Annotated in this window: 27 protein-coding genes; 20 read left to right on the top strand and 7 right to left on the bottom strand. The window is 37.3% G+C overall.

Features of this window, described 5'->3' with window-relative positions:
* The 18 genes from rplX to rplQ all read left to right on the top strand — a co-directional run bounded on the left by rplX (nucleotide 1) and on the right by rplQ (nucleotide 9,995).
* Complete coding sequence (gene rplX, locus WG904_RS01040) at nucleotides 1-339, top strand: 50S ribosomal protein L24 (RefSeq protein ID WP_339577438.1); 339 nt, start codon at nucleotides 1-3, stop codon at nucleotides 337-339.
* Nucleotides 339-905 (top strand): 50S ribosomal protein L5, encoded by a 567-nt coding sequence (gene rplE / locus WG904_RS01035; protein ID WP_090992921.1) that lies wholly within the window; start codon nucleotides 339-341, stop codon nucleotides 903-905. Before rplX ends, rplE begins: the two co-directional genes overlap by 1 nt.
* Nucleotides 905-1,174, top strand: a complete 270-nt coding sequence (rpsN, locus tag WG904_RS01030; RefSeq protein ID WP_339577437.1) for a 30S ribosomal protein S14 — start codon at nucleotides 905-907, stop codon at nucleotides 1,172-1,174. The genes rplE and rpsN overlap by 1 nt, the downstream gene beginning before the upstream one ends.
* A 160-nt stretch (nucleotides 1,175-1,334) precedes the next feature.
* A complete protein-coding gene (gene rpsH / locus WG904_RS01025; RefSeq protein ID WP_090992919.1) occupies nucleotides 1,335-1,733 on the top strand; it encodes a 30S ribosomal protein S8 in 399 nt (132 codons plus the stop codon).
* Nucleotides 1,734-1,751: 18 nt separating this feature from the next.
* Nucleotides 1,752-2,309 (top strand): 50S ribosomal protein L6, encoded by a 558-nt coding sequence (rplF, locus tag WG904_RS01020; protein ID WP_339577436.1) that lies wholly within the window; start codon nucleotides 1,752-1,754, stop codon nucleotides 2,307-2,309.
* Between the two features lie 5 nt (nucleotides 2,310-2,314).
* Entirely contained in the window at nucleotides 2,315-2,668 is a 354-nt protein-coding gene (rplR, locus tag WG904_RS01015; RefSeq protein WP_339577435.1) for a 50S ribosomal protein L18, read from the top strand.
* 16 nt (nucleotides 2,669-2,684) lie between these two features.
* Nucleotides 2,685-3,203, top strand: a complete 519-nt coding sequence (rpsE, locus tag WG904_RS01010; protein WP_055130468.1) for a 30S ribosomal protein S5 — start codon at nucleotides 2,685-2,687, stop codon at nucleotides 3,201-3,203.
* A 4-nt stretch (nucleotides 3,204-3,207) separates the two neighbouring features.
* On the top strand, nucleotides 3,208-3,387 hold the full coding sequence (gene rpmD, locus WG904_RS01005; protein ID WP_339577434.1) for a 50S ribosomal protein L30: 180 nt from the start codon (nucleotides 3,208-3,210) through the stop codon (nucleotides 3,385-3,387).
* Between the two features lie 95 nt (nucleotides 3,388-3,482).
* Nucleotides 3,483-3,929, top strand: coding sequence for a 50S ribosomal protein L15 (gene rplO, locus WG904_RS01000; protein ID WP_090992914.1), 447 nt, complete (start codon nucleotides 3,483-3,485; stop codon nucleotides 3,927-3,929).
* A gap of 3 nt (nucleotides 3,930-3,932) precedes the next feature.
* On the top strand, nucleotides 3,933-5,270 hold the full coding sequence (secY, locus tag WG904_RS00995; RefSeq protein ID WP_339577433.1) for a preprotein translocase subunit SecY: 1,338 nt from the start codon (nucleotides 3,933-3,935) through the stop codon (nucleotides 5,268-5,270).
* 39 nt (nucleotides 5,271-5,309) lie between these two features.
* A complete protein-coding gene (gene map, locus WG904_RS00990) occupies nucleotides 5,310-6,104 on the top strand; it encodes a type I methionyl aminopeptidase (protein WP_339577432.1) in 795 nt (264 codons plus the stop codon).
* A gap of 139 nt (nucleotides 6,105-6,243) precedes the next feature.
* The gene (gene infA / locus WG904_RS00985; RefSeq protein WP_008244555.1) at nucleotides 6,244-6,462 is read left to right on the top strand and encodes a translation initiation factor IF-1; all 219 of its coding nucleotides are present in this window, start codon (nucleotides 6,244-6,246) and stop codon (nucleotides 6,460-6,462) included.
* Between the two features lie 8 nt (nucleotides 6,463-6,470).
* A complete protein-coding gene (gene ykgO / locus WG904_RS00980) occupies nucleotides 6,471-6,587 on the top strand; it encodes a type B 50S ribosomal protein L36 (protein WP_082434884.1) in 117 nt (38 codons plus the stop codon).
* 70 nt (nucleotides 6,588-6,657) lie between these two features.
* Nucleotides 6,658-7,035 (top strand): 30S ribosomal protein S13, encoded by a 378-nt coding sequence (gene rpsM / locus WG904_RS00975; RefSeq protein WP_339577431.1) that lies wholly within the window; start codon nucleotides 6,658-6,660, stop codon nucleotides 7,033-7,035.
* 117 nt (nucleotides 7,036-7,152) lie between these two features.
* Nucleotides 7,153-7,542: a 30S ribosomal protein S11 gene (gene rpsK, locus WG904_RS00970; protein WP_339577430.1), complete on the top strand. Its 390-nt coding sequence runs from the start codon at nucleotides 7,153-7,155 to the stop codon at nucleotides 7,540-7,542.
* 70 nt (nucleotides 7,543-7,612) lie between these two features.
* A complete protein-coding gene (gene rpsD / locus WG904_RS00965; protein WP_339577429.1) occupies nucleotides 7,613-8,221 on the top strand; it encodes a 30S ribosomal protein S4 in 609 nt (202 codons plus the stop codon).
* Between the two features lie 76 nt (nucleotides 8,222-8,297).
* Nucleotides 8,298-9,290 (top strand): DNA-directed RNA polymerase subunit alpha, encoded by a 993-nt coding sequence (locus WG904_RS00960; RefSeq protein ID WP_090992908.1) that lies wholly within the window; start codon nucleotides 8,298-8,300, stop codon nucleotides 9,288-9,290.
* A 99-nt stretch (nucleotides 9,291-9,389) separates the two neighbouring features.
* Nucleotides 9,390-9,995, top strand: a complete 606-nt coding sequence (gene rplQ / locus WG904_RS00955; RefSeq protein WP_339577428.1) for a 50S ribosomal protein L17 — start codon at nucleotides 9,390-9,392, stop codon at nucleotides 9,993-9,995.
* Nucleotides 9,996-10,072: 77 nt separating this feature from the next.
* Here rplQ and WG904_RS00950 read toward each other — a convergent pair whose 3' ends face one another.
* The 3 genes from WG904_RS00950 to WG904_RS00940 are packed head-to-tail and all read right to left on the bottom strand — an operon-like array spanning nucleotide 10,073 to nucleotide 13,238.
* On the bottom strand, nucleotides 10,073-10,864 hold the full coding sequence (locus WG904_RS00950; RefSeq protein ID WP_431844403.1) for a TIGR00266 family protein: 792 nt from the start codon (nucleotides 10,862-10,864) through the stop codon (nucleotides 10,073-10,075).
* Nucleotides 10,865-10,873: 9 nt separating this feature from the next.
* Nucleotides 10,874-11,497, bottom strand: coding sequence for a gluconate 2-dehydrogenase subunit 3 family protein (locus WG904_RS00945; RefSeq protein WP_339577427.1), 624 nt, complete (start codon nucleotides 11,495-11,497; stop codon nucleotides 10,874-10,876).
* Between the two features lies 1 nt (nucleotide 11,498).
* The gene (locus WG904_RS00940; protein WP_339577426.1) at nucleotides 11,499-13,238 is read right to left on the bottom strand and encodes a GMC oxidoreductase; all 1,740 of its coding nucleotides are present in this window, start codon (nucleotides 13,236-13,238) and stop codon (nucleotides 11,499-11,501) included.
* Between the two features lie 118 nt (nucleotides 13,239-13,356).
* Here WG904_RS00940 and WG904_RS00935 point away from each other — a divergent pair, with 118 nt between their 5' ends.
* Entirely contained in the window at nucleotides 13,357-14,562 is a 1,206-nt protein-coding gene (locus tag WG904_RS00935) for a class I SAM-dependent methyltransferase (protein ID WP_339577425.1), read from the top strand.
* A 416-nt stretch (nucleotides 14,563-14,978) separates the two neighbouring features.
* Nucleotides 14,979-16,886: a molecular chaperone DnaK gene (gene dnaK, locus WG904_RS00930; protein WP_339577424.1), complete on the top strand. Its 1,908-nt coding sequence runs from the start codon at nucleotides 14,979-14,981 to the stop codon at nucleotides 16,884-16,886.
* An 86-nt stretch (nucleotides 16,887-16,972) separates the two neighbouring features.
* On the opposite strand, the gene WG904_RS00925 is transcribed toward dnaK, so the two are convergent.
* From WG904_RS00925 to WG904_RS00910, 4 genes are read right to left on the bottom strand one after another with little or no spacing between them, the layout of a single operon-like run.
* Complete coding sequence (locus WG904_RS00925) at nucleotides 16,973-17,659, bottom strand: TMEM175 family protein (protein WP_339577423.1); 687 nt, start codon at nucleotides 17,657-17,659, stop codon at nucleotides 16,973-16,975.
* A gap of 11 nt (nucleotides 17,660-17,670) precedes the next feature.
* On the bottom strand, nucleotides 17,671-18,750 hold the full coding sequence (locus WG904_RS00920) for a phosphotransferase enzyme family protein (protein WP_339577422.1): 1,080 nt from the start codon (nucleotides 18,748-18,750) through the stop codon (nucleotides 17,671-17,673).
* Entirely contained in the window at nucleotides 18,741-19,640 is a 900-nt protein-coding gene (locus WG904_RS00915; protein ID WP_339577421.1) for a nucleotidyltransferase family protein, read from the bottom strand. Before WG904_RS00915 ends, WG904_RS00920 begins: the two co-directional genes overlap by 10 nt.
* Nucleotides 19,641-19,690: 50 nt before the next feature.
* Entirely contained in the window at nucleotides 19,691-21,241 is a 1,551-nt protein-coding gene (locus WG904_RS00910) for a helicase HerA-like domain-containing protein (RefSeq protein ID WP_339577420.1), read from the bottom strand.
* Nucleotides 21,242-21,273: the final 32 nt, after the last annotated feature.

Genomic DNA, 21,273 nt, shown 5'->3' with positions numbered 1-21,273 from the left:
ATGAAAAATAAAGTAACACAGGCCAAGGCAAAGATCCGTAAAGGAGATTTAGTAAAGGTGATCGCTGGCGATTCAAAAGGCCAACAAGGTAAAGTACAAGAAGTAATTGTTGCGAAAAGCAGAGTTATTGTAGAGGGTATTAATCTTGTTTCAAAACATACAAAACCAAATGCTGCCACTCCAAATGGTGGTATTATTAAAAAAGAAGCTGCTCTTCATATTTCTAACGTACAGTTGGTTGATCCTAAAACTGGTAAAACTACCCGTGTTGGTCGTAAATTAAACGCTGACGGAAAATTAGTTAGAGTTGCTAAAATATCAGGGGAGGAAATCAAATAATGGCATACGTACCAAGATTAAAAAGCAAATATAAAGAGGAAATTGTAACTGCACTTAAAGATAAGTTCAATTACAAAAGCGTAATGCAGGTTCCAAAATTAGAGAAAATTGCCATCAACCAAGGTGTTGGCCGTTATTCTGTAACTGATAAGAAAGTTATGGATAGCTCTATCTTAGAAATGTCGACCATTGCTGGTCAACAAGCTGTAGGTGCAAAATCTAAAAAAGATATCTCAAACTTTAAATTACGTAAAGGCATGCCAGTAGGTGTACGTGTAACTTTACGCGATAATAACATGTATGAGTTTTTAGATCGATTAATTTCCGTAGCTTTGCCGCGTATTAGAGATTTCAAAGGTATCAATGATAAAGGTTTCGATGGAAAAGGTAATTATACATTAGGTATAACTGAGCAAATTATCTTCCCGGAGATTAACATTGACAAAATCAACAAGATTTTAGGTATGGATATTACATTTGTAACTTCTGCTACTAACGATGTTGAAGCATTGGAACTTTTAAAACAATTTGGATTACCGTTTAAAAATCAAAAAACAGAGCAATAATGGCAAAAGAAGGTGTAAAAGCTCGCGAAGTAAAGCGTCAAAAATTAGTTGCTAAATATGCAGACAAGCGTGCAGAATTAAAAGCTGCAGGTGATTTCGAAGGATTAGATAAGTTACCAAAAAACTCATCAGCAGTACGTTTACATAATCGTTGTAAATTAACTGGTCGTCCTCGTGGATACATGCGTACCTTTGGTATCTCTAGGGTTACTTTCCGTGAGATGGCTTTAGCAGGTAAAATACCAGGCGTTAGAAAAGCAAGCTGGTAATAAAGAAGGTATAAGTTTGGAGTTATAAGTTGTAAGTTGTATTTTTGCAGCCCTTACAGCTTATGGCTCTTTAGCGTATAACGTAAAAAAAGATTATTAACCGATAGCAGGTCCAAAAGTCGGGTGACTCCTTGGATACCACTATCACAATTCAACAATAATGAATACAGATCCAATAGCGGATTATCTTACAAGAGTAAGAAATGCCATTAAGGCAAATCACAGAATTGTAGAGATTCCTGCTTCTAACCTAAAAAAAGAAATTACTAAAGTACTTTTCGACAAAGGTTACATTGCAAACTACAAGTTTGAAGACACAACCGTTCAGGGTGTGATTAAAATTGCATTAAAATACAATGCAATTACTAAAATCTCGGCAATTCGTACGTTAACTCGTATCAGCAAACCAGGTTTAAGACAATACGCTGGTGTGGATAACATGCCAAGAGTATTAAATGGTTTAGGTATCGCAATCTTATCTACTTCTAAAGGTGTAATGACCGATAAAGAAGCAGCCAAATTAAACATTGGCGGTGAGGTATTGTGTCACGTTTATTAATTAAAGGAGGATAGCACAATGTCAAGAATAGGAAAAAATCCGATTAATATCCCTGCAGGTGTTACAGTTACTGTATCGAAAGATAATGTGGTAACCGTTAAAGGCCCAAAAGGAGAATTAACTCAAGCGGTAGATAGTGATATTATTATAAGCCAAGAAGAAGGCGTTTTAACTGTTAAACGTCCATCAGAGCAAAAAAGACATAAAGCCTTACATGGTTTATATCGTTCTTTAATCAATAACATGGTTGTTGGAGTAACAGATGGTTTTAAAATCGAGCAAGAATTAGTAGGTGTGGGTTACCGTGCTACTAACCAAGGAAATACTTTGGATTTAGTTTTAGGTTATTCTCACCATTATGTATTCCAATTACCGGAAGAAATTAAAGTAACCACCACATCAGAAAAAGGTCAGACTCCAAAAATCATTTTAGAAAGTATTGACAAGCAATTAATTGGTCAGGTAGCAGCAAAAATCCGCTCGTTACGCGCACCAGAGCCTTACAAAGGAAAAGGTATCAAGTTTGTTGGTGAAGTGTTAAGAAGAAAAGCAGGTAAATCAGCTTCTAAAAAATAATCAAAATGGCAGGAAAAAAATTATCTCGTAGAGATCGTATAAAAAAAGGTATCAGAAAAAGACTTACAGGTTCTGAAAGCCGTCCACGTTTATCCGTTTATAGAAGCAATAAAGGTATTTATGCTCAAATTATTAACGATGTAACTGGTAATACAATAGTTTCAGCATCATCTTTATCTAAAGATTTTACTGGTAAAGGAAACAAATCTGAACAATCAGTAGCTGTAGGCAAATTAGTTGCCGAAAAAGCAATTGCGGCTGGTGTAAAAGAAGTTGTTTTCGACAGAAATGGTTATTTATACCATGGTCGTGTTAAATCGTTGGCAGAAGGTGCCCGCGAAGCTGGTTTAGTATTTTAATCTAAGAAAAGGTAAGATGTCAACTATCAATATAAAAAGAGTTAAGACTAGCGAAATCGAGTTGAAAGATCGATTAGTTAGCATACAACGTGTTGCCAAAGTAACCAAAGGTGGTCGTACTTTCAGCTTTTCAGCTATCGTAGTGGTAGGTGATGAGCAAGGTGTGGTTGGTTATGGTTTAGGTAAAGCGAAAGAGGTTACAGAAGCGATTGCAAAAGGAATTGATGATGCGAAAAAGAATTTGGTAAAAGTTCCAATTTTGCATGGCACGGTTCCTCATGAGCAAATCGGTAAATTTTCTGGTGGTTTCGTTCTAATTAAACCAGCAGCTGTAGGTACCGGTGTAATTGCTGGTGGTGCAATGCGTGCAGTATTAGAGAGTGCTGGTATACATAATGTATTAGCAAAATCAAAAGGTTCATCAAATCCACACAACGTGGTAAAAGCAACAGTAGATGCTTTAACTAAAATGCGTGATGCTTATACGGTAGCTCAGCACCGTGGTGTAGATTTAAACAAAGTTTTTAACGGATAAGATCATGGCTAAAATTAAAATAACCCAAGTAAAAAGCATTATCGATAGAAGCGAACGCCAAAAAAGAACAATGAAAGCATTAGGTTTAACTAAAATGAACCAAAGTGTTGAAGTTGAGGCTAACGCTGCCATTATTGGGATGGTTAGAAAAGTTAATCACTTAATAGCGATTGAAGCTATATAATTTTAAAGGTCTGCTCTTTGCGGAGTAGACCTAATTTTATTTATCGTTGTTTCCTGATTAGTGAAAGCGAAGGGGCAACACAACAAGTTTAAAGAATGAACTTAAGTAATTTAAAACCTGCAAAAGGGTCTGTAAAAAAAGTTAAAAGAATTGGTCGTGGTCAAGGTTCTGGTCGTGGTGGTACATCTACGCGTGGTCATAAAGGAGCTGGTTCACGTTCAGGTCACTCTACTAAAATTGGTTTCGAAGGTGGTCAAATGCCATTGCAACGTCGTGTGCCTAAAGTAGGTTTCAAACCTATTAACCGCACTGAATATGTTGGCGTTAATCTAGATGTACTTCAAAATCTAGCTGAGAAATTTAACTTAACAAGTATCGACTTTGCTGCTATACAAGAGCATGGTTTGGCATCTAAAAACGACTTAGTAAAAATCTTAGGTCGTGGTGAAGTTAAAGCTAAGTTAGAAGTTACAGCTCATGCTTTTTCTGCAACTGCGCAAAAAGCTATCGAAGCTGCTGGAGGCTCAATCGTAAAATTGTAATTAATGAAGAAGCTATTTACTACTTTAAGTAATATTTGGAAAATTCAAGAATTAAAGGAACGTATTTTATTTACGTTAATGATTCTTGTAATTTACAGGTTCGTTTGTCAAGTGGTTCTACCTGGTGTAGATCCTGCTCAGTTAGTTAATACCCAAAAAAGTGGCCTATTAGGTTTATTAGATATGTTTGCTGGTGGTGCTTTCTCGAAAGTGTCAATTCTAGCTTTAGGTGTGATGCCTTATATCTCTGCATCTATTGTGGTTCAGTTATTAGGTATTGCAGTACCTTCTTTCCAAAAAATGCAAAAAGAAGGAGAGAGTGGCAGAAAAAAACTAACTCAAATTACACGTTACCTCACCGTTGCCATTACCGCTGTACAAGCTGTTGGTTACGTGAGAACTCAAGTGCCTGAGACGGCTATCATGATCGATCACACAATGTTTTATGTGTTATCAGGATTTGTATTAACTGCTGGCACCTTGTTTGTAATGTGGTTAGGTGAGAAAATAACGGATAAGGGAATTGGTAATGGTACTTCAATCATTATTATGGTGGGTATTATTGCACGTTTACCAATCGCTTTAAAGCAAGAAATTCAATCGAGATTTACCGGTAACGACGGCGGGTTGATTATGCTTGTATTAGAAACGGTTGCCTTGTTTGCCGTTGTGATGTTCACTATTCTTATTGTTCAGGGCGTACGTAAAGTTCCAGTGCAATACGCGAAACGAATTGTTGGCAACAAACAAGTTGGAGGTGTTAGACAGTACATTCCTTTGAAAGTGAATGCAGCTGGTGTAATGCCAATCATTTTTGCTCAAGCCTTAATGTTTATTCCAAATGCGTTGATTAGTGTAATTCCGTCTTTACAGGATAGTTGGTTGCACCAGTATAGCGATATCACTTCGGTGACATACAGTTTAACATTCGCGTTTTTGATTATTGCATTTACTTTCTTTTATACTGCAATTACAGTTAATCCAACACAAATGGCTGATGATATGAAGAAGAATGGTGGCTTTATCCCAGGCATTAAGCCAGGTTTGGCAACTTCTACTTTTATAGATGACGTAATTTCTAAGATTACCTTCCCAGGTTCGTTATTCTTAGCAATTATTGCGATCCTACCTTCGTTAGCGGTTAAGTTTGGCATTCAGCAAGAATTTGCACACTTTTTTGGTGGTACTTCATTATTAATTTTAGTAGGGGTAGTATTAGATACTTTACAGCAGATCGAGAGTTATCTCTTAATGCGTCACTATGATGGTTTGATGAAAACAGGTAGAGTTACCGGTCGTACAGGAATTCCTGCTGCTGGTGGTAGTCCTGCTCCGTTATAATTAGCTATTATCAAATTTGCTAATTAGCTAATAATTGATATGTCTAAAATTTATTATAAATCTCTGGAAGAGATCGAATTAATAAGAGAAAGTTCTTTACTTGTTTCTAAAACCCTGGCTGAGGTGGCCAAAATCATTAAGCCAGGGGTTACAACGCTTTCGTTAGATAAAATGGCATTTGAATTTATTAAGGATCATGGTGCAATACCTGCTTTTTTAAATTATGGTGGGTTCCCGAATTCACTTTGCATTTCGCCTAATGAGCAAGTGGTACACGGTTTCCCTAACGATCATGTGATTAAAGAGGGAGATTTGATTTCTGTAGATTGTGGAGTAATTAAAAACAACTATTTCGGGGATTCAGCATATACTTTTTCAATTGGAGAAGTGGATTCTGAGAAACAGAAATTAGCTAAAGTAACCCAAGAGTGTTTAAATCTTGCTATTGAAAAAGCAGTAGTAGGAATGAGGATAGGTGATATTGCTTTTGCAGTACAACATCATGCTGAGACAAATGGATTTGGTGTGGTTAGAGAACTGGTAGGACATGGAGTTGGCGTAAAATTGCACGAGAAACCGGAAGTGCCTAATTATGGTAAGAGGGGAAGTGGAATTAAGTTGGAAGAGGGGATGGTGATTGCTATTGAACCGATGATTAATGCAGGTAAAGCTGGAGTGAAATTTTGGTCGGATGGGTGGACGGTTACCACAATTGATAATAAACCATCTGCTCATTTCGAACATACGGTTGCTATCAAAAAGGGAAAAGCAGATGTTTTATCTACATTTTCGTTGATTGAAGAAGTTTTAAAAGACTCGTCTAAATTTAAATGATCATTTAAATTTAGTAAGACTTAACTGGCAATTAAAAGAAATAAAAAAATAACAGATAAAAAAGATAAAAAAGTAAAAATTTTTATTTAATTTTGCAACCCTGTTTAATGGCAGCTAATTAAGTAAAAATCAAGATAATATGGCTAAACAAGCCTCAATTGAGCAAGACGGAGTAATAAGAGAAGCATTATCAAATGCCATGTTTCGGGTTGAACTAGAGAATGGCCATGAGATTATTGCTCATATTTCAGGAAAAATGAGGATGCACTACATCAAAATTTTACCTGGAGATAAAGTTAAATTAGAGATGTCGCCTTACGATTTATCAAAGGGTAGAATCACTTATAGATATAAATAAATATTATAATGAAAGTTAGGTCATCAATTAAAAAACGTAGCGCTGATTGTAAGATTATTCGCCGTAAAGGTAAACTTTACGTAATCAACAAGAAAAATCCGAAGTTTAAGCAACGTCAGGGATAATTAAAAAATTGAACGTATTCGCACAACGGTGGCCCGCCGTTCGATCGTTCTTCTAAACAAAAACACAAATATGGCAAGGATTTCAGGTATTGATTTACCAAGAAACAAAAGAGGAGAGATCGGATTAACTTATATCTTCGGAATAGGTAAAGCAACTGCTCAGAATATTTTAACTGAAGCAGGGATAGATTTCAATAAAAAAGTACAAGATTGGTCTGATGATGAGTTATCAGCAATTCGTACAATTATCAACGATGGTATCAAAGTAGAAGGTGCTTTACGTTCGGAAGTTCAATTGAACATTAAACGTTTAATGGATATTGGATGTTACCGTGGTTTGCGTCACAGAAAAGGATTACCTGTTCGTGGTCAACGTACCAAAAACAACTCTCGTACCCGTAAAGGAAAGAGAAAAACAGTTGCAAACAAGAAAAAAGCTACTAAATAATAACTGATAAGTAATTCTTTTTATAAGAATTACTTGGAATATTAAGATAAAAATTAGGATGTAGAGTGCCGAGGCGGAGAAAGTCTCAAGTCTCACATCTAAAATCTAAAAGAAAAAATGGCTAAAACTAAAAAAGTTACCAAAAAACGTATTGTTGTTATTGAGTCTGTTGGTCAGGCACACATCAATGCTACGTTCAACAACATCATTGTTACCTTAACAAACAACAATGGTCAAACTATTTCGTGGTCTTCAGCAGGTAAAATGGGTTTCAAAGGTTCTAAAAAGAACACTCCATATGCTGCTGGACAAGCGGCCTCTGATTGCGGTAAAGTAGCGTTTGACTTAGGTTTACGTAAAGTAGAAGTATTTGTTAAAGGTCCAGGATCGGGTCGTGAGTCGGCCATCAGAACTTTACAGGTAGCAGGTATCGAAGTAACATCTATTAAAGATATTACTCCACTTCCTCACAACGGATGCCGCCCTCCTAAGAAAAGAAGAGTTTAATCAATTAATTAATTTTTAAAGCTAAGAGTCTCCCGATTTAAGTTGGGATGATACTTTAAAATCACAAACAATGGCAAGATATACCGGACCGAAGTCCAAAATCGCGCGTAAGTTCAGAGAGCCAATTTTTGGCCCTGACAAAGTATTAGATAGAAAAAATTATCCTCCTGGCCAACATGGCGCTTCGAAAAGAAGAGGAAAACAATCTGAGTACGCAGTACAGTTAATGGAAAAGCAAAAAGTAAAATACACTTATGGTGTGTTAGAAAAACAATTCCGTAACTTATTTACCAAAGCGTCATCACGCGAAGGTATTACTGGTGATAATTTATTACAATTATTAGAAGCGCGCTTAGATAATACAGTATACAGATTAGGTATTGCTCCAACCCGTTCAGGTGCTCGTCAATTGGTTAGCCATAAGCACGTAACTGTTAACGGTGAGGTTGTAAATATTCCATCATATCAGTTAAGAGCTGGCGATGTAGTTGCAGTTCGCGAGAAATCTAAAACATTAGAGGCAATTACAAATTCTGTAGCAGGAAGAATGATCAATAAATTTAATTGGTTAGATTGGAATGCTAGCGAGTTATCAGGTAAGTTTTTAACTTATCCTAACCGTGATGAAATCCCAGAAAACATTAAAGAGAACTTAATCGTCGAGCTTTACTCGAAGTAATCAATAAGGTTAAAGCCCTAGTGGCTTTAACTTTTTTACGTTACACAACATTAATTACGATCTAAAAACATTATAAATGGCAATTTTAGCATTTCAGAAACCCGATAAGGTAATCATGCAGAAATCAACTGATTTCGATGGTCAATTTGAATTTCGTCCTTTAGAGCCCGGTTTCGGTGTAACAATTGGTAACGCCCTAAGAAGAATTTTGCTTTCTTCATTAGAAGGTTTTGCCATCACAAGTATTCGTTTTTCTGGCGTTTCTCACGAATTTTCTACCATGAAAGGTGTTGTAGAAGATTTAACAGAAATCATCTTAAACTTAAAACAAGTTCGTTTTAAGAAAGTTGGCGATTCTGGAGATTCAGAAAAAGTATTCATCATTGTTAATGGTCAGGATCAATTCTTGGCTGGCGATATTACTAAATTCTCTAACAATTTCGAGGTGTTGAACCCTGATTTCGTAATTTGTAACATGGAGAAATCTGTTACTTTAGAGGTTGAATTAACCATTAATAAAGGACGTGGTTATGTTCCTGCCGAAGAGAATAAAATTACGGATACTGTAGTTGGTGTAATTGCAATCGATTCGATTTTTACCCCAATGAAAAATGTAAAATACACGATCGAAAACTATCGTGTTGAGCAAAAAACAGATTACGAGAAATTAATCCTAGATATTTCTACTGATGGATCTATCCATCCAGAGGAAGCCTTGAAAGAAGCAGCTAAGATTTTAATCCAGCACTTTATGTTGTTCTCTGATGAGAATTTAGTATTAGAATCGCAAGCTAAAGAAGAAACAAAAGAAGTTGATGAGGAAATTTTACACATGCGTAAAATCCTTAAAACTGAATTGGTTGATTTAGATCTTTCTGTACGTGCGTTAAACTGCTTAAAAGCAGCTGATATTCGTACTTTAGCTGATTTAGTTTCTTACGATGTTGCTGATATGTTAAAATTCAGAAACTTCGGTAAAAAATCGTTAACTGAAATTCAAGAACTAGTTAAATCTAAACAATTATCGTTTGGAATGAACTTGTCTAAATTTAAGTTAGACGAAGAGTAAATACAATCGCTCAGCGCTATGCGCTGGCGTATTTTTTCACTGTGTATAATTCCCTCAGATTAAGTTCAAAGAGACGGTATACACTTTACAAAACAAAAAATGAGACACGGTAAAAAACACAACCATTTAGGCAGAACTACATCACATAGAAAAGCGATGTTGGCTAACATGGCTTCATCACTAATCAAGCACAAGAGAATTTCAACTACTTTAGCGAAAGCAAAAGCTTTACGTGTATATGTTGAGCCAATTATTACAAAATCAAAAAACGATACTACGCACTCTCGTCGTATTGTATTCTCTTACTTACAAGACAAAGAAACAGTTACAGAATTGTTTCGTGATGTAGCTGCAAAAGTTGCCAACCGTCCAGGTGGTTATACTCGTATTATCAAATTAAACAACCGTTTAGGTGATAACGCTGAAATGGCATTAATTGAACTTGTTGATTACAACGAAGTGTATGGTCAAGATACTGCTGCTGCTGAGAAGAAAACTACACGTAGAGGTAGAAGTAAATCGTCAAAAAAAGCTGACGCTCCTGCCGCTGATGCTAAAGCTCCAAAAGCTGAAGCTGTAGTTGAAGATGCAGTTGTAGTTGAAGAAGAAGCTACGCCAGCTGTTGAGGCTGTTGAAGAAACTCCTGCTACTGAAGAAGCTACTCCTGAAGCATCGACTGACGAAGAAGAAGCTCCGAAAGCATAAACTAGGATTGTAAGATTTTAGGATTTAAAACCCTTTAGAAAAATTCTAAAGGGTTTTCTTTTTTATTAGTTTCGGTTTTATCTACCATCGCCATCAAGTAAGTTTCCAAGTCCACCCAATAAACTTCCTTCTTCTTTTCTAGAACCATTAGCAAACTGTAGTATTCTACTTGCTAAACGACTGATGGGTAAGGTTTGTATCCATACTTTTCCTGGGCCACTCAGGGTAGCAAAAAACACACCTTCACCACCAAAAATAGTATTCCTAATTCCCCCTACAAATTGAATATCATAATTAATTTCTCTTGTAAAGGCAACAATACACCCTGTATCCACTCTAATGGTTTCGCCATATTGTAATTGCTTTTCAAAAACGTGGCCACCAGCATGTACAAAGGCCATTCCGTCGCCTTCTAATTTCTCCATAATAAAACCCTCGCCACCGAAAAGCCCCGTACCTAATTTACGCTGAAATTCGATGCTAATTGCCACACCTTTTGCGGCACAGAGAAAAGCGTCTTTCTGACAAATGATCTTGCCGCCTAACATCTGTAAATCGAGTGGAATGATTTTGCCTGGATAGGGTGAGGCAAAACTAACCCGTTTTTTTCCTTGGGCAAGGTTAGTGTAAGCAGTCATAAATAAACTTTCGCCTACCAAGAGCCTCTTTCCAGCGCTAAATAGTTTATTTAATAATCCTTCTTGCTGCTGACTTCCATCTCCAAAAATGGTTTGCATTTGGATACCGTCATCCATCATCATAAATGCACCAGCTTCTGCAATGGCAGTTTCATTGGGGTCGAGTTCTACCTCAACATATTGCATTTCTTCTCCGAAAATTCGATAGTCTATTTCGTGATTACTTATCATTGTTTTTTTTTATATTTTCACACCTTCCATTCCATACTGCCTTAGCACATCAGCCGGTATACCTTCCCATTGATTAGGCGAATTCCCTACATAACCAATATCTTTCACGCCCATTTCAGTAGTGTAAAAACCTGATGCCGTTAAGCTTCTCATTTTGTTAAAGAATGCTACGCCCGCCTGCATTTCTGGTTTCGCTTTTTTAGGATAGGCAATCTCATCAATAATGGAGATTTGTTCGGCAGCAGAAGCATCAATGAAAGACTTCTCATAACGATGATAACAGTGAAGATCTAACCACTTTAATCCGCCACGCATGGGCAATTGATGATCTGGCATATCTTTCACAATAAATTCGATAAATTCTGGTACTTTGGCTTCTGAAGCACTTCCCGAAACGGCATCTTTTGGAATAATAATATCAGCCAAAACGGTTATCGTAGCCATTTCATGCTTGGTGAAAAAAGTTTCCGCTTTTAGTTTGGCATCACGTTCGGTTTCCCATGGCTCACGACCAGCTTCTTTTCCAGCTGCTGCTGTTTCTTCTTTATCACCTGTAGATTTACAGGCGCCAACTAATACAGTTGTACTTAATGCGGTAAGGCCTAATGCCTTTAAAGATTCACGTCTATTCATACTACGCTAAGTTTTGTTTTTTCTTTTCTGCTAAAATATATTCTGCCGTTCTCATGGCCAGTGCTAAAATGGTCCACGTGGCATTTTTATCTCCCTGTTGTACAAATGGGCCTGCATCAACTACAAATAGATTTTTGCAATCGTGTGCCTGACAATATTTGTTTAAGGCCGATTTTTTAGGATCGTCGCCCATGCGGATGGTGCCTACCTCGTGGATGATTTTTCCTGGAGCTAATAAACCATAGTTCGTTTCCGGGCCTTGAATAGTTGAAGTAACAATGCCTCCCATTTCTTTCATGATCGATAAGAAAGTTTCTTGCATGTGCTTTGCTTGGAGGATTTCTTCGTTTGCCCATTTGTAATGGAATCTCAACACTGGAATTCCGAACTTGTCGACCACATTCGGGTCGATTTCGCAATAATTATCTTCTCGGGCAATTGCTGTACCGCGACCAGCCATCCCTACTCCAGTTCCATAAAAGCGACGATAGTCATCTTTCAATGCTGCGCCATACCCTCCTTCATCTTTCATTTTTCCATCTTTACCAGGAACCAACCCATTTATTTTAGGCACATCGCCACCAAATCCGTAAGATGGCATACGCATGCCACCCCCATATTCGATGTGATAACCACGTGGGAAATCTAATTTCTTATTATCAAGCCACCATGGGGAATAAATATGAATACTTCCCAAACCATCTTCATTATAGCGCTTTCTGTCCATAAGTTGAGGTAAAAAGCCCGAAACGCTTGCTCCAGTAGAATCGTGCAGGTATTTACCTACCACTCCACTATTATTTGCCAGGCCGTTTGGATGGGCAGAAGATTTTGAGTTTAGGAGAATTCTAGCCGATTCGCAGGCACTTGCTCCTAAGATTACCAATTTTGCAGTTACTTGGTACTCTTGTAAATCTTTGCGGTTTACATATGAAACACCTTTAGCTGATCCATCTTTATTGGTGATTACTTCCCTTACCATGGCATCGGTGATCACTGTTAGATTACCGGTATTTACTGCCGGGATAACCAAACACGATGATGCCGAAAAATCGCCGTATACCTTACATCCTCTTCCGCACTGACCGCAATAGAAACAAGGTTGACGCTCATTATTTCCTTTAATCGATTCTGTCATCACGGCACCTCTTCCAGCAATTACCGTTACACCTGCCTTTTCAGCTCCTTTTTTAATGAAAAGTTCGTTTAGCCTTGGTTTTGGTGGTTTCATGAAAATGCCATCTGGCTCATTTTTTATCCCTTCAACCGTCCCATATATTCCAATCATCCGATCTACCTTATCGTAAAAGGGTTTCACATCATCATAGGTAATTGGCCAAGCATCTGTTAGACCATCTGTTGGCTTAAAATCATCTGGGCCCATGCGGAGTGATATTCTACCCCAGTGGTTTGTACGGCCACCCAACATACGCGACCTGAACCAGTCGAATTCGGTTTTATCTTTCTTGGTATAAGGTTCGCCCTCTAACTCCCATCCTCCATAAGAGGCATCAAAATCGCCAAATGGACGGGTGGTGCCCGCACCTCTTCTGGGCGATTCCCAAGGCCATTTTAATTGATGTGAGTCAATTTTTGGATCGAAATATTGCCCGGCTTCGAGCATTAACACTTTTTGTCCGGCATTTGCCAACACATAGGCAGCCATCCCGCCACCTGCTCCTGAACCCACAACAATGGCATCATATACAGTAGACGATTTTTTTATTTGAAAATCACTCATTATAAATGGTTAGAATTTTAACGATTACCTAATTTAAAGCTTAATTTTGTGAAATGGAAACGTTAAGCTAGGTATTTTTCAAATGTAGCCTTAATGTTAACTAAATCGATTTATATATATGGGAAACGCTGATATTTTAGCACAGTTCAATGAGCGATTAAAGACAGCTATTGCTAAGAATAACTTTATAAAACTTTCACTTGGTAATTATCAAGGCAACGATAATGAATTGAAAAATATGTATGTAAGAAAGGTTTTAATTAAGCGTAAAGACATGCTTTCCTTTAATTATCGCTATAAAACGAGAGATATTTTTAAAAATTTTGGAATCGAAGATGGTGTGGCTAAGGTAATGCAGTATGTGAGTAACGATTTTAAGGTTTGCACCTTGTTTACTACAGAAGAAGAAACCATCATCGAACACAGTAAAAAAGGAGAGATTTTAATTCGTTCTAAAAAGAATGTTAATGCTTTATCCGTTTCTACTACCCATGATAAGGAAAAAAAGCGCATCATTAAGCCAGTTGGAAATGCCTATTTACGTGCCTTAAAAATTAGCGATGCTGAAGGTAATGTGTTTAAAAACGCGCAAGATAAGTACAAACAGATTAATCAATATATAGAAATTCTAAGTTCTCTGATAAAGGAATTACCTGAAGGAACGATAAAAAATGTGGCAGATATGGGTTCGGGCAAGGGCTACTTAACCTTTGCTTTGTATGATTATTTGCATAAGCAGTTAAATTTAACTGCAAAAGTTACGGGTGTAGAATATCGAGAAGATTTAGTGAATTTGTGCAATGGTATTGCTGCAGAATCTAAATTTGATCAGTTGCATTTCGTACAAGGTACGATAGATGATTATCAGGTTAAAGATATTAATTTGTTGATTGCTCTTCATGCATGCGATACGGCTACTGACGATGCCATTTATAAAGGCATTAAAGCAGGAGCGGAATTAATTGTTGTGGCTCCATGTTGCCATAAACAAATTAGAAGAGAAATCGAAAAGCATAAAGTTAAGAATGATGTTTCTTTTTTAACGAAATATGGAATTTTCTTAGAGCGCCAGGCCGAAATGGTTACGGATGGTATTAGGGCGTTGATTTTGGAGTATTTTGGGTATAAAACGAAGGTGTTTGAGTTTATCTCGGATGCGCATACGCCAAAGAATGTGTTGGTAGTGGGGGTGAAGAAAAGTTTGGAGTCGGGAGTTCGGAGTTTAGAGAGTGAGGCGCAGAAAGAGATTTTACAAAAAATAAAAGACACCAAGGCTTACTTTGGGATTGGGTATCATCATTTGGAGCGGTTAGTGGAACTATAGTTTTTTACAACGGTGAAATTTTATATAATGCAGCGTTTTTAACATTAAGGCATTTAGAGAATTAAGACTGTATTTTATGGTTGTAATGTGTCGGTATGACCAAGAAAAATTTAACTTTATAAGTAATTGAAGGATAGATAAGTTTAGCGAGCTTAAACCTTATGGTAGCGAGCACAAAGTAAAGCGAACAGAAGAGCCGTTATAACCCAAGCCCTACAGACTTTGCTTTTCCAATTGTCTGTCCATTCAAAATGGTAAACTGAAAACCGCCATTCTGCCAACGTGTCAGCGCCAAAACCCTACATTTATCCTATTTTAACAGTCAACCCTCTAGAATTCCTGCCAAAACCTAATTGGCACATTGCTTGTTATTAAGCTTGTAAACAGTAAAATTTAAAAGTAAAATTAAAAATAAAATGGGAAAAATAATTGGTATAGACTTAGGAACAACAAACTCTTGCGTTTCTGTAATGGAAGGTAACGAACCTGTAGTTATAGCCAACAGTGAGGGTAAACGTACAACGCCATCTATTGTTGCTTTTGCAGAAAACGGCGAGCGTAAAGTGGGTGAACCTGCTAAACGTCAGGCGATAACGAACCCTACAAAAACAATTTATTCTATTAAACGCTTTATGGGATCTAGCTTTGCCGAAGTTTCGAAAGAAGTAGGCAGAGTACCTTATAAAGTAATTAAAGGTGACAACAATACGCCTCGTGTAGAAATAGACGATCGTAAATATACTCCACAAGAAATTTCTGCTATGATTTTGCAGAAAATGAAAAAAACGGCTGAAGATTTCTTAGGCCAAGAAGTAACGGAAGCGGTGATTACTGTTCCTGCATATTTTAACGATGCGCAACGTCAAGCAACAAAAGAAGCTGGTGAAATTGCTGGTTTAACGGTTAAACGTATCATCAACGAGCCAACTGCGGCTGCTTTAGCTTATGGTTTAGATAAAGCGCATAAAGACATGAAAATTGTAGTGTTCGATTGCGGTGGTGGTACACACGACGTTTCTGTATTGGAATTAGGCGATGGTGTATTCGAAGTAAAATCTACCGATGGTGATACACACTTAGGTGGTGATGATTTTGACCACATTATTATTGATTGGTTAGCGCAAGAATTCTTAACCGAAAACGGAATGGATTTGAGCAAAGATCCAATGGCGTTACAACGTTTAAAAGAAGCTGCTGAAAAAGCTAAAATTGAGTTATCGAGCACAACTTCTACAGAAATCAACTTGCCCTATATTACTGCCGATGCTAGCGGACCAAAACACTTAGTTAGAACGTTAAGTCGTGCTAAATTTGAACAATTGGCTGGTGATTTAATTAAACGTACCATTGATCCATGTAAATCTGCTTTGAAAAATGCAGGACTAAAAGTGGGTGATATCGATGAAATTATCTTAGTTGGTGGTTCTACGCGTATTCCTGCAATTCAAGAAGCGGTTAAAGCTTTCTTTGGTAAAGAGCCAAGTAAAGGAGTAAACCCTGATGAGGTGGTAGCTATTGGTGCTGCTATTCAAGGTGGTGTATTAACTGGTGAGGTTAAAGATGTATTATTATTAGATGTTACTCCACTTTCTTTAGGTATTGAAACCATGGGTGGTGTAATGACTAAATTAATTGAAGCAAATACAACCATTCCTTCTAAAAAAGCAGAGACTTTCTCTACTGCAGCTGATAACCAGCCATCTGTAGAAATCCATATTTTGCAAGGCGAGCGCCCTATGGCAGCTCAGAACCGCACCATTGGTCGTTTCATTTTAGACGGAATTCCACCAGCACCTCGTGGCGTGCCTCAAGTAGAAGTTGCTTTTGATATCGATGCGAACGGTATTTTACATGTAAGCGCAAAAGATAAAGCGACTGGCAAAGAGCAAAAAATTCGTATCGAAGCTTCATCTGGTTTAACGGATGATGAAATCAAAAAAATGAAAGAAGAAGCAGAAGCAAATGCTGAAGCAGACGCTAAGCAAAAAGAAGAAGCCGATAAAATTAATGGTGCTGATGCGTTAATCTTCTCGACTGAAAAACAATTAAAAGAATTTGGTGATAAGTTATCTGCTGATAAAAAAGCACCAATCGAAGCTGGTTTAGAGAAATTAAAGGCAGCTCACCTTGCGCGTAACTTTGCGGATATCGATGCAGCTCAAGAAGAATTGCAAAATGCTTGGAACGTTGCTTCAGAAGAAATGTACAAAGCTGGTCAAGAGGGTGCCCCTCAAGAAGGTGCTCCACAAGCTGATGCAGGTCAAGGTGGCGATACAGTTACTGATGTTGATTTTGAAGAAGTGAAAGACGAAGACAAGAAATAGTCTTTAATCTTGGAATATAAAAAAGCGTTGTTGATTAAGTTCAGCAACGCTTTTTTTGTTGGTTGTAAACTTGGTCGGTAAAAACCCTATGAGGTTTTTACTCTTTTAGCCGAAGTATTTACTTTTTTCGACTTTGTGGCGTAAACTTTATTTAAAATGGTTAATGCTGGCCAAATAAGCATTGGTAATAGCCTGCTTAACGTTCCTATTTTCGCAGGAAGAACCATAGTAGTTAAAATTCCTAGGATAAAAACCGAAGGTACAATTAAAGTCCTCCACCTTGCCAACTGTCTATTTCTTAATTCATCAAAACCCTCTGCTATTTTACCTCTGTGTTTAATGATGTAGGATAGTAATGCATAATTAGCAAAACCTGTAGCCGCAACATTACAACAATAAAAGTAAAAAGGAATGTTATAACCAAAATGCTCGCTGTAATAGGCCGAACTGAAAGGCATTAAGATAATCGTAAATAGAAATAGAAAATTTAGCCAGATAAGCTTGTCGTTATAGTCTTTTATAAATGAAAATAAGCGATGGTGAGAACGCCAATAAATGGCGATGACAAAAAAACTCACAATAAAGCCAATAAAGAGCTCCGTTAAATCGGATAATTGACTTAAAATTTCATTATTGCTCATACCAGCATGAATATGAGGTGGTTTGATTTCTATCACCAACAAAGTAATTGCAATTGCAAAAACGGCATCAGTAAATAGAATCATCCGTTCTATTTGAAATTCTTTTTTTAATTCATTATGGATTTGAGACATGTTAATTTAAATTATAATGAAGATAAACATTCTTCAATTATATCTTGTAAAATTTTCTCGTTTTCGAACAATTCACTCAACAATTTAAATTGATTTTTAGCCCGATCTAGATTTTGTTCAAGATAAGAAATCGGATAATATATACTACCGTTTAGATAATCGGTTAAAAATCGCAATGCTTGCATGTAAATGATGTATTTACCTGCAAATAAGATTAATTCTTTCTCGGTCGGCGTTAAAATCGATGCCATTTCCGATAAATAGCCTTCAATAGTTGCTCTAAAATAGGGAATTCTGATAGTTATTTTTTGAAGATCTTTTTCATTCTCTGAAAATGCACAAAGGTAGGTACGCATCATATCACCTAAGTCTGAAATGAATTTGCCCGGCATCAAAGTATCTAGGTCAATCACGCAAATCCCATGATGGTTCGCCTTATCTAAAAGTACATTACTAATTTTTGTATCATGATGCATCACCCGGTTGGGGAAATCTTTACGATTTTCGTAAGAATGGTAGTAAGCAACAATGAAATGGTGACGTAAAGCAACATCAATTTCACGTTGAGCATTATTTTTTAATCGATCGGATGTTTTAGTTAACGCTTCAATAAATTGCTCATAGCGCCAAGATAAATCATGAAACCCTGGGATTGTTGGCTTTAGGTGCAAGGTGTTGAAGTGGTTAAGTAGGCGATTAAGCTTCCCAAATTGTTTGGCCGCTTCGTATGCTTGATTAGGTGAGCTAAGGGTATCGAGTGCAACCGTATCCGCTACAAAGGGAAGCAAGCGCCAATATTCTTTGTTGCGATGAACCATTAAATCGCCATGAGCTGTAGAAATAGGTGTAGGGAACAGATAGTCAGGATCAATTTCTCTTAACTCATCAGCTACCGCTTTAATGTTGTTAGCAATGGCCTTGGGGTCTTTAAAAACAGATGTATTGATATTTTGAAGAATGTATTTCTCTCCGGATAAGGTAGAAAGCAAATAGGTTCGGTTAATATGTCCCGAACCTATTTGTTGTATGGTTAGTGTAGTAGCATTAAAGCCATATGCTTTAAAAATTTCTTCATCAAGATTTAGCTCCATAGTTTTTCTGGATAAGCTCCATCTTTGATCAATTGATCGATGCTTGCTTGTACAAAAGGCTTATCTTCTTTGTAGGTAACTCCAAACCATTGATTTGAGGTGGGTACCACCTTAAAACTAGCCGTATTGCTTTTTACTAAATTTTCTCCAATTAATGGAATAAAGAACTCCGCTTTAGGTTTGTCTTTATTTGCCAAAGCAAATTCTTTAAATAATTCTTCGGTAATCTTGAAAACAGCGGGTGTAAACCCCCAAAAATTCATAGAAACAGGTGTTTCAAAAGCTAAAGGATACTTTTTATCGTCTTCTTCGAACACAATGGTTCCATCTTCTTCGTAAACTTTAGTGCGTTCCACAATTTCTTCCAGATTTCCGCTTGCATCTACTTTACACACACCACGAGAAACTGCTCCAAAATCGGATAACGTTTTCCCAATCTGATAGCCGATAATAGAATAATTGCTATCTGTTGCTTCTGTGTTTAAGAAGTCGACCATTTTTTTATAGGCATCGAAGCCATAAAAATCGTCGGCATTGATTACACAGAATGGCTCTTTTACAACTGTTCTGCCCGATAAAATAGCATGTGCAGTGCCCCAAGGTTTTTCCCTGTAGATTTCTTCGTCGATACCGAATTGTTTTAGATCGAAATTCTGAAACACATAATCGGTTTCAATTTTTCCTTTCAATTTAGGGTCGAAAATGGCTTTAAAATTTTCTACAAATTCTTCTTTAATGATAAATACAACTTTGCCAAAACCGGCTTTAATTGCATCATATATGGAGTAATCGATAATGGTTTCCCCATTTGGGCCAAAGCCATCTATCTGTTTCATGCTTCCGTAACGGCTGGCCATTCCTGCAGCCAGAATAAGTAAGGTAGGTTTCATCTTTATTTTTAATATAGAAGGATAATTTTATAATCATTCAAAGGTAAGTTTTAAAAGCCAAAAATGCCACCCCTTCTTGAACGTGGTTTTTTGCCTATTAGCATACCAAAAAGTCCGCGGACAATCTCTTTCCCTATTTGTCGAGTAATGGTTGCACCCATTACTTGTTCTACAATTGTTTTTTCTCCGGCTCGTGGTTGATGTTCTTCTTCGGCAGCTTTTTGTTCGTGCTCTTCGGCCATTTTCTCGTTTATCCGATCGGTAAGCAGTTCAAATGCGCTAATCGGGTCTACAGTTTTTTGGTATTTAGTGTAAAGGAGACTGGCTTGCATCAATTTTTCACAATCTATGGCTGCCATAGGTCCCATTACCGCCTTCGGCGGAGTTAACAGCGTTGCCGCTACTTCTGTGGGAATACCTTTTTCGTTAAGGACCGTTACCAGTGCTTGTCCAGTCCCTAAGCTCGTAAGCACCTTATCAATCTCATAGAAATCGGATTTTGGATAGGTATTTACTGTTTTTTTCAGGGCATCTACATCATTTGGAGTAAAGGCCCTTAAGGCATGTTGTACGCGATTGCCAAGTTGGGCTAGTACCGTTTCTGGTATATCCATTGGCGATTGTGTGCAGAAGAATATCCCAATTCCTTTTGAGCGGATTAGCCTAATAATGGTATTTACCTGTTCTAAAAATGCCTTGGGAGCTTCGTTAAACAGTAAATGGGCTTCATCAAAAAAGAAAACTAATTTGGGTTTATCTAAATCACCAGCCTCTGGCATGGCCTGATAAATTTCGGCCAATAAACTTAATAGAAAAGTAGAATAGAGTTTGGGTTGATTTTGTACATCAGCAATAGTTAATAAACTAATTACACCTTTTCCATCTATTCTATTAAATAAATCTTCAATATCGAAAGAAATCTCGCCAAATAGTCCTGCTAAACCTTGCTGTTCAACGGTTACAATTTTTCGTAAAATAGTGCTGGATGTGGATGTAGAAATAGATCCATAGCTGCTTTTAATTTCGGCAGCTCCCGCACCTTCTGATAAATACCCTAATAATTTTTTTAGGTCATTTAAATCCACAATAGGCATTTTATTATCGTCGGCATATTTAAAAATAACCGATAGCACCCCTGTTTGGGTATCATTAAGTTCGAGTATCTTCGACAACAAAACCGGGCCAAATTCGGTAACTGTTGCACGCATTTGGGTGCCGAGTTTACCACTTAACGAATATAACTCTACGGGGTATCTGGTGGGGGTAAAGGGCTTGTTTAGTTGTTTGGCGCGATCTTCAATTTTAGGATTGCTCGTTCCTTCTTGATAAAGCCCTGAAAGATCGCCTTTCACATCGAGCATAAAAACAGGAACATTGGCATCTGATAATTGTTCGGCTAATAACTGTAGGGTTCTGGTTTTCCCAGTTCCGGTTGCTCCGGCAATTAATCCATGCCTATTCATCATGCGCAACGGTAAATTTACCTCGGCCTCTGCTAATACTTCTCCATTTAATATTCCAGCTCCTAAATAAATAGATGCACCTATTGGTGCATAGGAAGCCTTTATCTTTTCCGTAAAGAGGGTCTTTTGATCGCTCATAAATTACTCGTTTTCGAACCTAAATTACTAAA

Source organism: Pedobacter anseongensis (genome assembly GCF_037482965.1).
GTDB classification, from domain to species: domain Bacteria; phylum Bacteroidota; class Bacteroidia; order Sphingobacteriales; family Sphingobacteriaceae; genus Pedobacter; species Pedobacter anseongensis.
The sequence above is the reverse complement of the archived record's forward strand: the minus strand, read 5'-3'. Positions and strand labels throughout refer to the sequence as shown.